The organism is Halomonas sp. MCCC 1A13316 (assembly GCF_014931605.1).
In the GTDB taxonomy this organism is placed as follows: domain Bacteria; phylum Pseudomonadota; class Gammaproteobacteria; order Pseudomonadales; family Halomonadaceae; genus Halomonas.
Window position 1 is genome coordinate 3,216,335 of the sequence record NZ_CP053382.1, and the last position, 12,329, is coordinate 3,228,663.

11 protein-coding genes, 1 tRNA gene and 1 pseudogene are annotated in these 12,329 nt (G+C 58.1%); 7 read left to right on the plus strand and 6 right to left on the minus strand.

What is annotated here, in order from left to right; translation table 11 throughout:
• Positions 1-9 precede the first annotated feature (9 nt).
• Positions 10-1,518, minus strand: coding sequence for an amidase (locus HNO52_RS14895; RefSeq protein WP_197566033.1), 1,509 nt, complete (start codon positions 1,516-1,518; stop codon positions 10-12).
• 115 nt (positions 1,519-1,633) lie between these two features.
• On the opposite strand from HNO52_RS14895, the gene HNO52_RS14900 reads away from it, so the two are divergent.
• From HNO52_RS14900 to HNO52_RS21490, 3 genes are all read left to right on the plus strand, one after another.
• Positions 1,634-1,710, plus strand: a tRNA-Arg gene (locus HNO52_RS14900).
• A gap of 288 nt (positions 1,711-1,998) precedes the next feature.
• Positions 1,999-2,895: an amidase family protein gene (locus HNO52_RS21255; RefSeq protein ID WP_269476060.1), complete on the plus strand. Its 897-nt coding sequence runs from the start codon at positions 1,999-2,001 to the stop codon at positions 2,893-2,895.
• Between the two features lie 17 nt (positions 2,896-2,912).
• Complete coding sequence (locus HNO52_RS21490) at positions 2,913-3,431, plus strand: amidase family protein (protein ID WP_442907182.1); 519 nt, start codon at positions 2,913-2,915, stop codon at positions 3,429-3,431.
• Between the two features lie 4 nt (positions 3,432-3,435).
• Here HNO52_RS21490 and ectA read toward each other — a convergent pair whose 3' ends face one another.
• The gene (ectA, locus tag HNO52_RS14915) at positions 3,436-3,954 is read right to left on the minus strand and encodes a diaminobutyrate acetyltransferase (RefSeq protein ID WP_197566035.1); all 519 of its coding nucleotides are present in this window, start codon (positions 3,952-3,954) and stop codon (positions 3,436-3,438) included.
• A gap of 144 nt (positions 3,955-4,098) precedes the next feature.
• Positions 4,099-4,446: a con-10 family general stress protein gene (locus tag HNO52_RS14920; protein ID WP_197566036.1), complete on the minus strand. Its 348-nt coding sequence runs from the start codon at positions 4,444-4,446 to the stop codon at positions 4,099-4,101.
• Positions 4,447-4,766: 320 nt separating this feature from the next.
• Between HNO52_RS14920 and HNO52_RS14925 the strand changes: the two genes are divergently transcribed.
• From HNO52_RS14925 to HNO52_RS14935, 3 genes are all read left to right on the plus strand, one after another.
• The gene (locus HNO52_RS14925) at positions 4,767-5,735 is read left to right on the plus strand and encodes a YihY/virulence factor BrkB family protein (protein ID WP_197566037.1); all 969 of its coding nucleotides are present in this window, start codon (positions 4,767-4,769) and stop codon (positions 5,733-5,735) included.
• A 312-nt stretch (positions 5,736-6,047) separates the two neighbouring features.
• Positions 6,048-6,254: a DUF2795 domain-containing protein gene (locus HNO52_RS14930; protein WP_197566038.1), complete on the plus strand. Its 207-nt coding sequence runs from the start codon at positions 6,048-6,050 to the stop codon at positions 6,252-6,254.
• Positions 6,255-6,490: 236 nt separating this feature from the next.
• A complete protein-coding gene (locus HNO52_RS14935) occupies positions 6,491-7,426 on the plus strand; it encodes a manganese catalase family protein (protein WP_197566039.1) in 936 nt (311 codons plus the stop codon).
• Between the two features lie 104 nt (positions 7,427-7,530).
• Here the strand turns inward: HNO52_RS14935 and HNO52_RS14940 are convergent, their stop codons facing one another.
• Positions 7,531-8,271: a Crp/Fnr family transcriptional regulator gene (locus tag HNO52_RS14940; RefSeq protein WP_197569252.1), complete on the minus strand. Its 741-nt coding sequence runs from the start codon at positions 8,269-8,271 to the stop codon at positions 7,531-7,533.
• A gap of 249 nt (positions 8,272-8,520) precedes the next feature.
• On the opposite strand from HNO52_RS14940, the gene HNO52_RS14945 reads away from it, so the two are divergent.
• Positions 8,521-8,778, plus strand: coding sequence for a hypothetical protein (locus HNO52_RS14945; protein WP_197566040.1), 258 nt, complete (start codon positions 8,521-8,523; stop codon positions 8,776-8,778).
• 57 nt (positions 8,779-8,835) lie between these two features.
• Here HNO52_RS14945 and HNO52_RS21495 read toward each other — a convergent pair whose 3' ends face one another.
• Positions 8,836-10,185 carry a putative bifunctional diguanylate cyclase/phosphodiesterase gene (locus tag HNO52_RS21495; protein WP_442907183.1) on the minus strand — a complete coding sequence of 450 codons (1,350 nt, stop codon included), beginning with the start codon at positions 10,183-10,185 and terminating at the stop codon, positions 8,836-8,838.
• A pseudogene (locus HNO52_RS21355) lies at positions 10,165-12,312 on the minus strand (PAS domain-containing protein); the annotation flags it as partial. The gene HNO52_RS21495 and the pseudogene HNO52_RS21355, both read right to left, overlap by 21 nt.
• Positions 12,313-12,329: the final 17 nt, after the last annotated feature.

Below are 12,329 nucleotides of genomic sequence, written 5' to 3' on the forward strand. Positions count from 1 at the left end.
GCGCGCATTCTACCCGTCTTGCCAAAGTCTGGGCAGGTGTCGGCCCCAGCGCACCTCGGCTTCGACCTGCGCCGCCAGCGCCAACAAGCGACCCTCGTCGCCCATGGCACCGACCACCTGCACCCCGACTGGCAGGCCCTGCGCGTTCACGTGCAGCGGCAGCGACATGGCCGGCTGTCCGGTCAGGTTGGCCAGTTGGGTAAAGGGCGTGCGAGCCAGAGCGTCACGCGCCAGGTGCTTGAGCATGCCCGCCTTGAGCGCCAGCGCCGACAAGCCGGGAATCGCCAGTAGCGACATCAGGCGCTCCTGTGCCGGCGGCGGATAGAGCTCTCCCAGGCGTGGCGCCGGCGCAGCAGCAACCGGCATCAGCAGCACGTCATAGTGGCGATGAAAGGCTCCCATGGCGCGTGCCGCCGAATTCCAGTCGCGCTTGGCCAGTTCATAGTCACGTACCGGCAGGCTGCTCCCAAGGCGGGCGATGGCGCGGGTGGAAGGTTCGACCTCTAGACGCGTAACGGGCACGCCTGTCTCGCGGGCGATCCAGGCCAGATCGGCGCTGAGATGCCCCAGGTAGAGCGTCAGGTAGGCATTGGCCAGGCGCTCGCCGTCGATCGGCGGGTCGGCCCATTCGACTCGATGCCCCAGCCCTTCGAGCGTATTGGCCGCCGCTTCCACCGCTTGGCGCACCTCGGGGTCGAGCACGCTGCCGAGCGGCTTGCTCAACGGCTCACCCAGTGAGACTGCCACGCGCAGCGGCTCGGGCGGTCGCTCGAGCGCGGCGAGAAAGCCCCGCTCGGATTTCACCGGGTAGGGGCCACCTTCGTCCATGCCGTTGATGGCATCGAGCAAGGCGGCGCTGTCGCGTACCGAGCGAGTTACGGCGTGTTCCACCACGGCGCCCTGCCAAACCTCGGCATGCAACGGGCCCTGGGGCACTCGCCCACGAGAAGGCTTCAGGCCGAACAGCCCGCAGTAGCTGGCAGGAATGCGGATCGAGCCGCCGCCATCTCCGGCCATCGCCAGCGGTACCAGCCCGGCGGCAACCGCGGCTGCCGCGCCGCCGCTGGAGCCGCCAGGCGAGTAGCCGGCATGCCACGGATTGACCGGATGCGGGAAGGCCCGCGGCTCGGTGATACCCATCAGCCCCAATTCGGGGGTAGCCGTCTGGCCGAGGATGGCAAAGCCCGCTTGGCGCAGGCGTGCAACCAATGTCGAATCCACCGGTGGCTTCCACTCGGCTAAGGCCGCGCTGCCGAAGGCCAATGGTTCACCTTCGATCGCCATCAGCAGATCCTTGGTCAACGTCGGCACCCCGGCAAATATCGACTCGGCAGCGATGGCACCGGCTTCGGCCCGGGCGCGCTCGAAGCGCGTACGAACCACCGCCCCGAGCCGTGGGTTGCCCTGCTCGATGGCACGACAGGCGGCATCGAACACCTCCGTACGGCTCACCTCACCCTTGCGAATCAACTCGGCCAAGCCCAGGGCATCGTGCCGACGATACTCCTCTATCTCCATGCGCCTCCCCTTCCCATCGGATACCTCGATGATGCCGGGCGGCGCCCTGAGGAGCAACGTAACCCCCAGGGCGGTTTATCTCGCCAACTCAAGCCCGTATAATGCGCAGCCGTGCGCCCCCTTAGCTCAGCTGGATAGAGCGTCCCCCTCCTAAGGGGAAGGTCTCAGGTTCGAATCCTGAAGGGGGCGCCAACCCCTCCCCAAGCACTTCGTCTATCTCCGCCACCCGCTATTTTCGCGCCGTCTTTGCGCTGAATGCCCTCCAGCGCGGGCATCAACGGAGCCGTTGGCCTATATGCCACCTAACGACTCGCCGCCAGAGATGAATCAGGTCAGCTTCAAGGAATTATCATAGCGGTACGGAATATAAATTCAGGAAACGCGGCGCAACCAAAGTCAATCAAGCAACTTTTGAACTGGGCGTAAGATGCAGTTTAAGACTGAGCAAATGGTGAAGCAGAAGAACAGGGAGAGTTATAAATGGAATCGGCAATGGAGTCCTACCCTCGTCTCACCGCGATAGAGCTTCTCGCGCGCCTTCAACGTTCAGAAGTCACCGCAGTGGAATTGGCTGAGTCAGCACTGTGTCAGATTGAATCATTGGACGTTAACGTCAATGCCTTTTTCCAGGTTGACCGGGACAAGACGCTGGAAATGGCGCGCGCAGCGGATGAGCGTTATCGCGCCTGGCAGACAATGGGGCTGCTCGATGGCCTGCCGGTTGCGGTAAAGGATGCCTTCGATCAGATCTCCTGGACGACACGCGATGGCTCCAAACTGACGAAAGATCTTCCAGCCAAGCTGGATGCGCCAACGGTTGCCGCCTGTCGTCGTCATGGCTTCGTCCCGGTCGGCAAGACCAACATGTCGGAGTTCGGCTGGAAGGCGGTAACAGACTCACCACTCGCCGGAATCACCCGTAATCCCTGGAACCTGGACAAGACCCCGGGCGGATCCAGCGGCGGCAGTGCTGCTGCCGTCGCCATGGGCATCGCCCCACTGGCATTGGCGGCGGATTCAGGTGGCTCGATTCGTATTCCAGCCAGCTTCTGCGGCGTGGTGGGGTTCAAGCCGACGCATGGTCAGGCCCCCATGCATCCGGGCAGCCATTATGGCAAGCTTTCCCAACCCGGTCCTATCGCGCACACGGTCCGCGATGTCGCATTGCTTCTTGAAGTGATGACAGAATCCGACCCGAGCGACCCACGGCTCCAAAACATCTCACAGCGTTACCGGGAAGAACTGTCGGGTGGTATCAGGGGGCTACGCATCGCTTATAGCCCAACCCTGGGCCAGGATGTCGAAGTCGACCCCGAGATTTCGGCTGCCGTTGAGCACATGTGGCCGATAAGCTTACGGAACTGGGTGCACGGATAGTCCACACCGATCCGGATGTGGGTGGACTGCATGAACATTATCAGCGACTGTTCTTTGCCACGGCTTCGATGATGGTCCAGGACTGGGATGAAACCGCCCGAGCCCAGTTGGATCCCGGGCTTCGTGAGGTCGCCGAGCGCTATAGCCGACTCAGCGCTCTGGACTATATGGAGTCGGACTCCGCCCGAGTCGACCTTATGCATCGGATGAGCTTCTTTCATCTGGACTACGACCTAATACTCTGTCCAACGGCCCCGGTCAGACCCTTTGACGTCGGTCGTGAGGTCCCGTCGGGCTGGCCCGAGCCGCGTTGGACCAGCTGGGCGCTGTTCACCTGGCCCTGGAACATGAGTGGTCAGCCCGCCATCAGCATCCCTTGCGGCTTTACTCGCGACGGATTACCGATCGGTGCCCAGCTCATCGGTGCCCGGCATCAAGATTCTCTCGTATTGCGCGTTGCACAGGCATTCCAGCAAATTAGCCCCCTTACCGATCGGCGTCCTCCCATGATCACAACTCAGTGCGATAGGCTCTGATGGGTCAGCGAAAGCTGCGTGGCGTGGAAAGCGGATGGATCCTCAAGCGATCCTCGGTAATGGTGTTTTCCGTGCCGAAGACTTCTGCAGGGTAATAAGCGTGATATAAATCGAATTGAGCATCCTCGGCCTTGGCTACCGATTCGAACATGGCGCGTGAGGCTGTGTTGCTGGAACTGACGGTAGCCTCAAGAGCGGTGACATGACCGCAATGGGGACGTGCCAGGATATGCTGTATCATTCTTATGGCTAGCCCTTGGCCGCGTCCATGCTCGTGGACGCCGATTTGCCAGAGAAAGTAAGTGTTGGGCTGCTTGGGATGAAGATAACCCGTTACGAAGGCGACAAGTTCACCTTCACTCTCCGCCACGGCGCATGTTTCCGAAAAATGAGAACAATGAAGAAGATTACAGTATATTGAGTTCTCAGCAAGTGGCGGCACCCGGCGCACCAGATCATGCAAGGGAGCACTGTCCCTCAGTCTAGGCTCTCGAATGATAGTATCGGATTTTTCCTTACGCATCGCGATGATATCTCCTTCCTTCCCAAGCATTTGCCAATAGCCTACAAGCCAGCATGTGTTCACAATAAAACTGCCAATAGCGTAACCGCTATTGGCAGCATGCCAGGCAACTTACTTTGCTCGTTTCGAGAGCGTCGGAAACTCTTAGGTGCTGCGGCCTCCACCGCTGTTCTTGCCACCTTTCTGACCGGCCTCTGATGCTTTCTCGCGATCATTAGCGAAGTTTCCTCCGCTATGTTTTCCACCTTTTTGGCCGGCTTTTGAAGCTCGCTGTGGGTCATTGGCGAAGTTACCGCCACTGTTGTGGCCACCTTTCTGACCAGCTTCAGAAGCGCGCTCAGGGTCGTTAGCGAAGTTACCACCGCTTTGTTGACCCCCTTTATGACCGATATCCTCGTAAAACTCCTTCCCATGGGTTTTCGAAGTGGCTTCACCGCCTTTCTTGCCAGCTTCGTTAACGCTCATGTTCCCTTGATTGCGCTTATCTGCCATGGTTAGTCTCCTTGATCCGGGAATGACTCGTACAGTCTACCCATTTACTGCCTGCGACCTCCTTGGTCATCTTGTAGAATAGGACCCTCCAAGAAGCTAAACAAGTTGAGAAATTTATATCTCGCGCATCGAAATGTATCCATCTTTACATTTTCCATTAAGTCTTTGGACCGGCAGCAAAATGGACACGGCGAGAGTAGACCTGCGTACAGGATGGCGTGCATTTTCAAACATACCGTTACCTTTTGCGCTTTGCCGAAGTTGAAGGCATTCCCTATCTTTTTATGGGAATACTTTTCATGTAGCCATAAGGAAGAGGCATGGCAAACCGAAACTCAGCGCCTACACAGCGCGGTCGACAGGCCAATCGTCCAGGACAGATACCCAAGCCGGGATGGAAGGACATTCTCAAGCGCACCAAAGTAGAGTTGGCACGTGACCATGTCTCGATCGTTGCTGCGGGCATTGCTTTCTACGGGCTTCTGGCGATCGTACCGGCTATCGTTGCAACCATTGCCCTCTGGGCTATCCTGTTCGATCCTCAGCAAATTACCCAGCAAATCTCCAGCATCAGTCACCTGCTTCCTGATGAGGCTGCAACTATCATTCGACAACAAGCGGAGCGGGCTAGTCGGAATTCTGGTGCCGGCATGAGCCTGGCAGCGGCTGGCGGTATATTGCTGGCCATCTATAGCGCTTCCCGAGGTGTCAATGGCTTCATGGAAGGGCTCAATATCGTCTACGACGAGGAAGAAAACCGTGGGGTGCTGAAGAAAACGGCACTCAAGCTTTTCTTGACGATAGGTGCCATTTTCATGGTCTTGGTGGCGTTTGGGGTAATAGCGGCCATTCCTGCCATTGCAGATCTAATCGGACTGTCGGATTTCGCCAGTTTTCTCGTCAATTTGGCCCGCTGGCCATTATTGATGATCGTTGCCATGCTGGCTATCGCAATACTCTATCGTTATGGTCCCGATCGTGACAAGCCACGCTGGCAGTGGACCAGCATCGGCTCGCTCGTTGCCGTCCTGCTATGGCTTTTAGGATCGATCGCCTTTTCGATCTACGTGCGCAACTTTGGAAGTTATAATGAAATTTATGGATCGCTGGGCGCCGTCATCATTCTGCTGATGTGGTTTTGGCTCTCCGCCTACATCGTCCTGCTGGGAGCTGAACTCAATAGCGAAATGGAGCATCAAACGACACATGACACCACGGTGGGCGGCAACGAACGAATGGGCGAGCGAGATGCATATGTAGCGGACACGCTCGGAGAGAGAAAAGATTAGCTGTGGCTCTACATTATAGCCTCACGATATAAGAGGGTTCCAGCCACAGGCTGAAGCCCTTGAGTCTTTCTAAGCTTCACTTACTGGTGTCGCACCAACCTTTGCAAGAGAAGCGAAGCCTTAAACATCTCTCTCTTTCTTTGGCTCTTACTCGTAATACCTAACTGCTATGCAAGATAACATTTCAGCAAAAACGTTAGCGACAATCATGCGAAGAACTCCTTGTATCCTCTGCCGGTGCGTTCTACGTTCAATATGCGGGTTTGGTCCCGCGTCATCTGGATAAGGACTTTTGAGTCAAGGAGGCTAACCATGACACGAGGCCTTGGAGGTCAATCTCCCGCGAACGTGACCTACCACTTGAGTGGCATCGATTTTCCCGCTAGCCGCGCCGACCTTGAGCGGCATGCCAAGGACAACGGAGCGGGAGGTGACGTACTTGATGTCATACGCAGCATGCCCGACCAGGAGTATGGCAGCATGGCCGATGTGACCAAGGGCGTCGGCGAAGTCGAGTAAGACCACAACTCATTTCCATGTCAGCGAGTCGGCCCAGCGTAGCTGGGCCTTTATGTGCGCACCCGAATGCACCTGTGGGGCTATCGACCCCCTTTCTTTCCTGATGATCTAAAATTTAAATTATTAATTTAAAAAGCAACATACGGCTTTACCAAATTTAACTTGTTGCGTATCACCTCCCCGCCTACGTTGAAGAACGGAACGGGAATTCCACATAACAGGAAAACGAGGCCACCATGTTTCATCATGCCAAAGAACTTCAATTCAACGCACGCGTTTCTGGACCCGACCCTAAATTCGCCAGCCTTCTTCTTGAGCAATTTGGGGGGATGAATGGCGAACTCAAGGCAGCCATGCAGTATTTCACCCAGGCGTTCGCCGCGCGCCAGCCTTATCCAGAGGTATACGATATGCTGATGGATATAGCGACCGAGGAGTTCAGTCACCTAGAGATCGTGGGCGCAACCATACAGATGCTCATGAACGGTGTGAATGGCGAACTGAAAGACATCTCGGAGCAATCCGAAATCATGCAAATGGTGACAGGGAAAGCGGGAAAGGAAAACATTATTCACGAGGCGATGGTCAACCCGATGTTCCTGGCGGTAAGCGGTGGGGGACCGACCGTCACCAATAGTCAGGGCGTTCCCTGGTCTGGCTACTATGTGGATGCCAATGGGGATCTCACCGTTGACCTTCGTTCGGATATCGCTGCGGAGACACGCGCCAAGATCACCTATGAATATCTCATGCAGTTTACCGACGACCCCGAGGTCAAGGAAACCTTGAAATTCCTGATGACACGAGAAGTGGCACATCACCAGATGTTCGAGGCGGCGCTATCCACCTTGAAACCGAACTTCCCCCCCGGCGTTACCCAGGGCGACCCGCGCTACAGCAATCTCTACTTCAATATGTCCAAGGGCCAGGAGGCAAGAGGGCCATGGAACGAAGGAAAGAGCCCCATGCTGGGCGAAACCTGGCAGTACATCGACGACCCACAAGCACATGTCGAAGCCAGTGAAGGCCTTAGAGACCAAGCCCCCGCCGGGGCCTCGATGAGCATGGAAGAAGCGGATAAAAAGAGCAAGGAAGTCAGTCAGCTACGTAGCCGGGAAATTAAGGATTCGGTACCCAAGGGCAGCAACCAGTGGAGCCAGTACAATAAATAGCTATTTTGCTATCCGTACGGCAACCTATCCGTACGTAACCATGCAAGGCCCGCCATCTGATGGCGGGCCATGACGTCTTCGCACCTGTCTAATGCAAGCGTGACTCATGAGTCGTCCCTCAAATGAAGGTAGAGAGGATCGAACTCGCCCGCCTCCTGCAGCCTCGCCCAGTCCAGGATGGTAATTTGCGACTTTTTGGTCTCGACCAGGCCCTGGGTGCGAAGCGCCTGCATGGTGCGGCTGACGTGGACTGCTGTGATGCCAATCGTGTCCGCCAGCTCTTCGTGGGTCAGCGGCATGAGTAAAGTATTCGAGTCTTTCACGAGCCCCACCGCCTCCAGGCGTATCAAGAGCTCGCACAGCAGGTGGGCCATACGGCTGTAGGCATCTCGCCGGCCAATATTGAGTAGCCATTCCCGGAAGATCGAGGCATCGACCAGCGTCTCGCGCCAGAACGCGGCGGTGAGTCTCGGATAACGCTCGCATATATTTCGCAGGTCCTCGTGCTGGATGAACCCGACCGTGCAGGGGCTGATCGCGGCGATGCTGCTGTCCATATATTCCAAGTGCAGGCTCTGCAGGTCCGGCATGTCACCGGGTATGTGCAGCGCCATGATTTGGCGCCGGCCCTCGTAGCTCAGCTTGAAAAGGCAGGTGAAGCCCTCCAGGACCAGGCAACAGTGGTGAGGGCGATCGCCCGTGCGCACGATATGCTGATCCGCCTTGAGATGAGTGATCTGTACGGGCAAGCCCTTGAGTGCCTGCTTTTCCTCGTCGGAGAGGGGAAAGTTGCTTTCCAGCTTGCGAATCATCAGGGTGTCGGGCGAATGAGCCTCTGCGTTCATGCTTGCGCTCCGTTGAAGAATCATTTGCCGTGCCTTCACCCTAGTTCATTGGAGGCCAATTCAAGCGAATAGGCACAAGAATTCTTTTCGTCACCAGCTCCTCGATGCGCATTGGCGCAGCCCGGCGGCATAAAAAGGCGCCGAAAGCCAGCGGGAGGTGACACATCGTTCATGAGCCGTAACATCCCGGTCATTCGTTCCGTGCTAGGATAAGACTCGCCATACCGGTGAACTCAGGCAGGAGGCCAGATGTTTCAACGCACAAGGAAAGTCGCATGTCCCCAATGCCACGGCAGCAATTTCTGGCACGGCAACCCCAAGCCGGCGGATGTGCTCCACTGCCGCTACTGCGACGGCGTGGTCACTACCTACGCCGACTATGTGGAGCAAACGGCCAGGCGTGAAGCCGAGCGGCTGCTGGCGGAATTCGTCGAAGCCGACGTTTCCCGCGACCTCGCCCACCTCAAGGCCGTATTGGCGACTCCCGATCGACGAATAAGCCCCTGAGGCCGCTCGGTCGGCACGGCCATCCAACAGGGTGGCCGTTTCATATCCAGGCTGGCCTCAATCACGTTGGTTCATCTCGGAAGGCAACTCCGTGCCGACTCTCAGCAAAAGCTCCAGTTGTTCGAGTGGCATGGGGCGGGCAAGCAGGTAGCCTTGGAATAGCTCACAGCCGTACCCCTTCAGCAGGCGATGCTGCTGCTCGGTTTCAATGCCTTCGGCCACTACGGTCAGTCCCAGGTGATGGGCCATCGAGATAATGGCCTGCACGATGGAGGCGTCGTCGGCGCTGTGTGTCACTTCCTTGATAAAGCTGCGATCGATCTTCACCTTGCTGATGGGAAGCTGCTTCAGGTAGTTCAGGCTGGAAAAGCCGGTGCCAAAGTCATCGATAGAGACGTCGATTCCCATCCTGCGCAAGTCATGGAGAACATCGACTGCATCCTCCGCATCCTTCAAGAGCACACCTTCGGTCAGTTCCAGCTCCAACCGGCTGGCTGGGAGCTGGGTAGAAGCGAGCGTTTCCCTTAGTGTGTCCAGAAACCCGGCGCGGTGAAACTGCAGGGGCGAGACGTTGACCGCCACCTTGAACCCATCGTGGCCACGCGCACCGAGCAACTCCAAGTCGAGGCAGGCACGCTCGAGCACCCAGCGACTGATCGCCATGATCTGGCCGGTCTCCTCGGCCAAGGGGATGAACTCGCTCGGTGGCACGAAGCCTCTTGCAGGATGGTTCCAGCGCAGCAGGGCCTCCACGGTGACGATGTCGCCCGCCTGGTCGTATAGCGGCTGGTAGTAAAGCTCGAGACGTTGCTCGTCGATGGCGTCCTGGAGTTCGTTACGCATCACCAGCCGCTCGTTGACGCGCGTGGTGATTTCCCGAGTGAACCACTGGTAGGCGTTGCGTCCCTGCTGCTTGGCCATGTACATCGCCATATCGGCCTGCTGGATCAGCTCCATGGGCTGGACAATGGTATTATTTCCGATGGCAATACCGATACTGGCCGACAGGTGGAGCTCATGACGATCGATGCTGTAGGGGCAAGCAACGAGCTGAAGCAGGCTCTCTGCCATTGCCGCCAACTCATCCTGCGTGGCGTCGGGCATCAACACCACGAACTCATCCCCACCCAATCGACCCAAGGTATCACCGGGCCGCATGGCGCTGGCCAATCGGAGGGCTACTTCGATCAGCACTTTATCGCCAACCGCGTGACCCAAGCTGTCGTTGATCGGCTTGAAGTCATCCAGGTCCACGAAAAGTACGGCCATGTCACGACCCTGGCGCTGCGACATGCCGAAATCGTGGACCAGCCGCTCTTCCAGCAGTGATCGGTTGACCAGACCGGTCAGGGCATCGTGACTGGCATTATGGGCAAGACGCTCCTCATAGGCCTGACGCTCGGACACGTCCCGTAACACGCCGACGAAGTGAGTGACACGCCCTTCGCTGTCGGGTACCGGTGCCACGTAGAGCGCATTCCAGAAGGCACTGCCATCCTTGCGATAATTGCGTAGCGTGACATGGCAATCGCGTTGTTCGGACAAGCGGCGACGTAGCCATGCCACTTTCTCGGGATCCGTATCCTATCCCTGCAGGATGCGACAGCTACGACCGAGCAGCTCCTCCTCCCGATAGCCCGTCAGGGCCAGAACGGCCTCGTTCACATAGGTGATGGGGAAATCGTCCTGACTGGCATCGGTGATCACGATGCCGTTGATGCTGGCTTGGACGCTTCGCTCCAGCACGCGCAGGCGAGTCTCGTTACTGTGCTGCTCGGTGATATCCTTGGCGATGCCGAAGACACCTTGGACGGTGCCTTCCACCAAGATGGGAAGATTGGTCACGTAGAGCAGGCGCGGCTCACCAGTAAGGTTGGCGATGGCAACCTCGAATCGCTGCGCGTTTCCCTTCAGAGCTTCATTGAAATAATGCTGAATCCGCTCGATCTCGCCGGGGAGTATGAGCTGTGAAAAGTGAGAACCGATGATCCGATCCACGGGCAAGCCCGTGATGGTTGCACAGGTGGAATTTGCCGTAACGAAGTTGCCCTCGGGATCGACGGAGAAAACCGCATCGGGGTTATAGGCAAAGAGCGAGCGGTAGCGCTGCTCACTCTCCCATAGCGAACGCCTGTCCTGGTGCCGCTGATAGGCCAGCCCCAAGCTGAACGACATGAGATAGCTCAACATCAGCCCGGCAAGGGCCACCCCGCCGGGTATCAACCCCGCCTTGAGCATTTCCTCCACCGAGTCGGGATAGACCTCCAGTGTAAGCCCGAGCCCTCCCGGCAAGCCGATATGTCGATGCGCAACCAGCGGATAACTCATCTTGCTCGCCGCGCGACCGGGCGCTCGCATCTCCAGCAGGGGAGCGCCGTTTTGAAGTACACGGACCATGTAGGCCCCCAACTGAACGCGAAGCTCCTCTTTCAAAAGCACGACAAGATCGATGCTTCCTACCAACTGCTGCCCCACCGAAGGCAGTGGTATCAACACCAGCGCCATATGGCGACGTTCGGAGTCAGCCGGCATCATCCATGGGCTAGCAAAGTCGAACGGCTGCTCCGCCTCGGCCCGGGGGTCGGCCAGTTGCGCCTTCAGCCATTGGCCGGCCTGCTCAGTGCCAGCGAACTCCCAAACCGATACCCCCCGATCCTGCATGACGAGCGCCTGCATCCCGGGAGAGTCGCGGAAGTAGTGTTCGATATGATGGGCACGCATCGCTGCATCCGACAGCGGCTCCGGTGAGTCCAGGCGCTCGGCCACGTACTGGGCGAGGAGAAGCTGTGCGGCCATTGCCTGCTCGGCGTTGTACTGCACGTTATCCAGCAAATGGCTGGCCTGGAGCCGTTTATCCTCCTGGTATTCCCAATTCAACAGGTACCAGACCGAACAGCTCAGCAGGACGCCGAAGAGACCGCACGCCAGCGCCAGCCGCCCCATTCGCGGTTGCGGGCGGTCGACACCTACCGCCATCAGCAGCATCGACACACCCAGGACCAGCGCCAGAGCGGTTCCCAGCAGGGGCGAAGAGGCATTATTCAGCGTCCAGGCCACCTCACCGCCCGGAAGGAAGAGCCTGAGCAGGGCCAGAAGGCTGCTGCTCAGCAGCAGTATGCCTACCCCGGCCCACAGCCAGCGCGAACGGCGCCAGCCCACCCCGAGCAGCAGGCAAACGGCTACCAGTGACAGCATCGCCGATGCAAGGGAGCCCATCCGCACGTCGCCGGTCAGCCAGGACACTCCGACTTCCCGGCCGCCGGCCAGGGCGTTGTGCATCAACAGGTAGGTTACGTGAACAAGCAGGATGAAACCGGCAAAGCGACGCAGTATGGGCCAGCGAACCATCATGGCCAGCAAGCCGACGCCGACCATCAGCACGGCCAGTGCGTTGTCGGGTAGCAGTACGCTACGCAGGGGATAGACGATGCCCAGCCAGTAGGTCAAAAGCCCCGCTCCGCCCATCAGAATGAGCACGGCGGCCGCCGTGTAGAGCGTGGTATCCCTGGCGATATCCAGCGTCTTGTGAGACATACACGCACTCCTTAGGA

Coding starts and splice junctions, on each gene's coding strand:
- ectA (WP_197566035.1), bottom strand. CDS start 3,954: ATGCGTAAGGAAAAATCCGATACTATCATTCGAGAGCCTAGACTGAGG.
- HNO52_RS14940 (WP_197569252.1), bottom strand. CDS start 8,271: ATGAACGCAGAGGCTCATTCGCCCGACACCCTGATGATTCGCAAGCTG.
- HNO52_RS14930 (WP_197566038.1), top strand. CDS start 6,048: ATGACACGAGGCCTTGGAGGTCAATCTCCCGCGAACGTGACCTACCAC.
- HNO52_RS21255 (WP_269476060.1), top strand. CDS start 1,999: ATGGAATCGGCAATGGAGTCCTACCCTCGTCTCACCGCGATAGAGCTT.
- HNO52_RS14935 (WP_197566039.1), top strand. CDS start 6,491: ATGTTTCATCATGCCAAAGAACTTCAATTCAACGCACGCGTTTCTGGA.
- HNO52_RS14925 (WP_197566037.1), top strand. CDS start 4,767: ATGGCAAACCGAAACTCAGCGCCTACACAGCGCGGTCGACAGGCCAAT.
- HNO52_RS14920 (WP_197566036.1), bottom strand. CDS start 4,446: ATGGCAGATAAGCGCAATCAAGGGAACATGAGCGTTAACGAAGCTGGC.
- HNO52_RS14945 (WP_197566040.1), top strand. CDS start 8,521: ATGTTTCAACGCACAAGGAAAGTCGCATGTCCCCAATGCCACGGCAGC.
- HNO52_RS14895 (WP_197566033.1), bottom strand. CDS start 1,518: ATGGAGATAGAGGAGTATCGTCGGCACGATGCCCTGGGCTTGGCCGAG.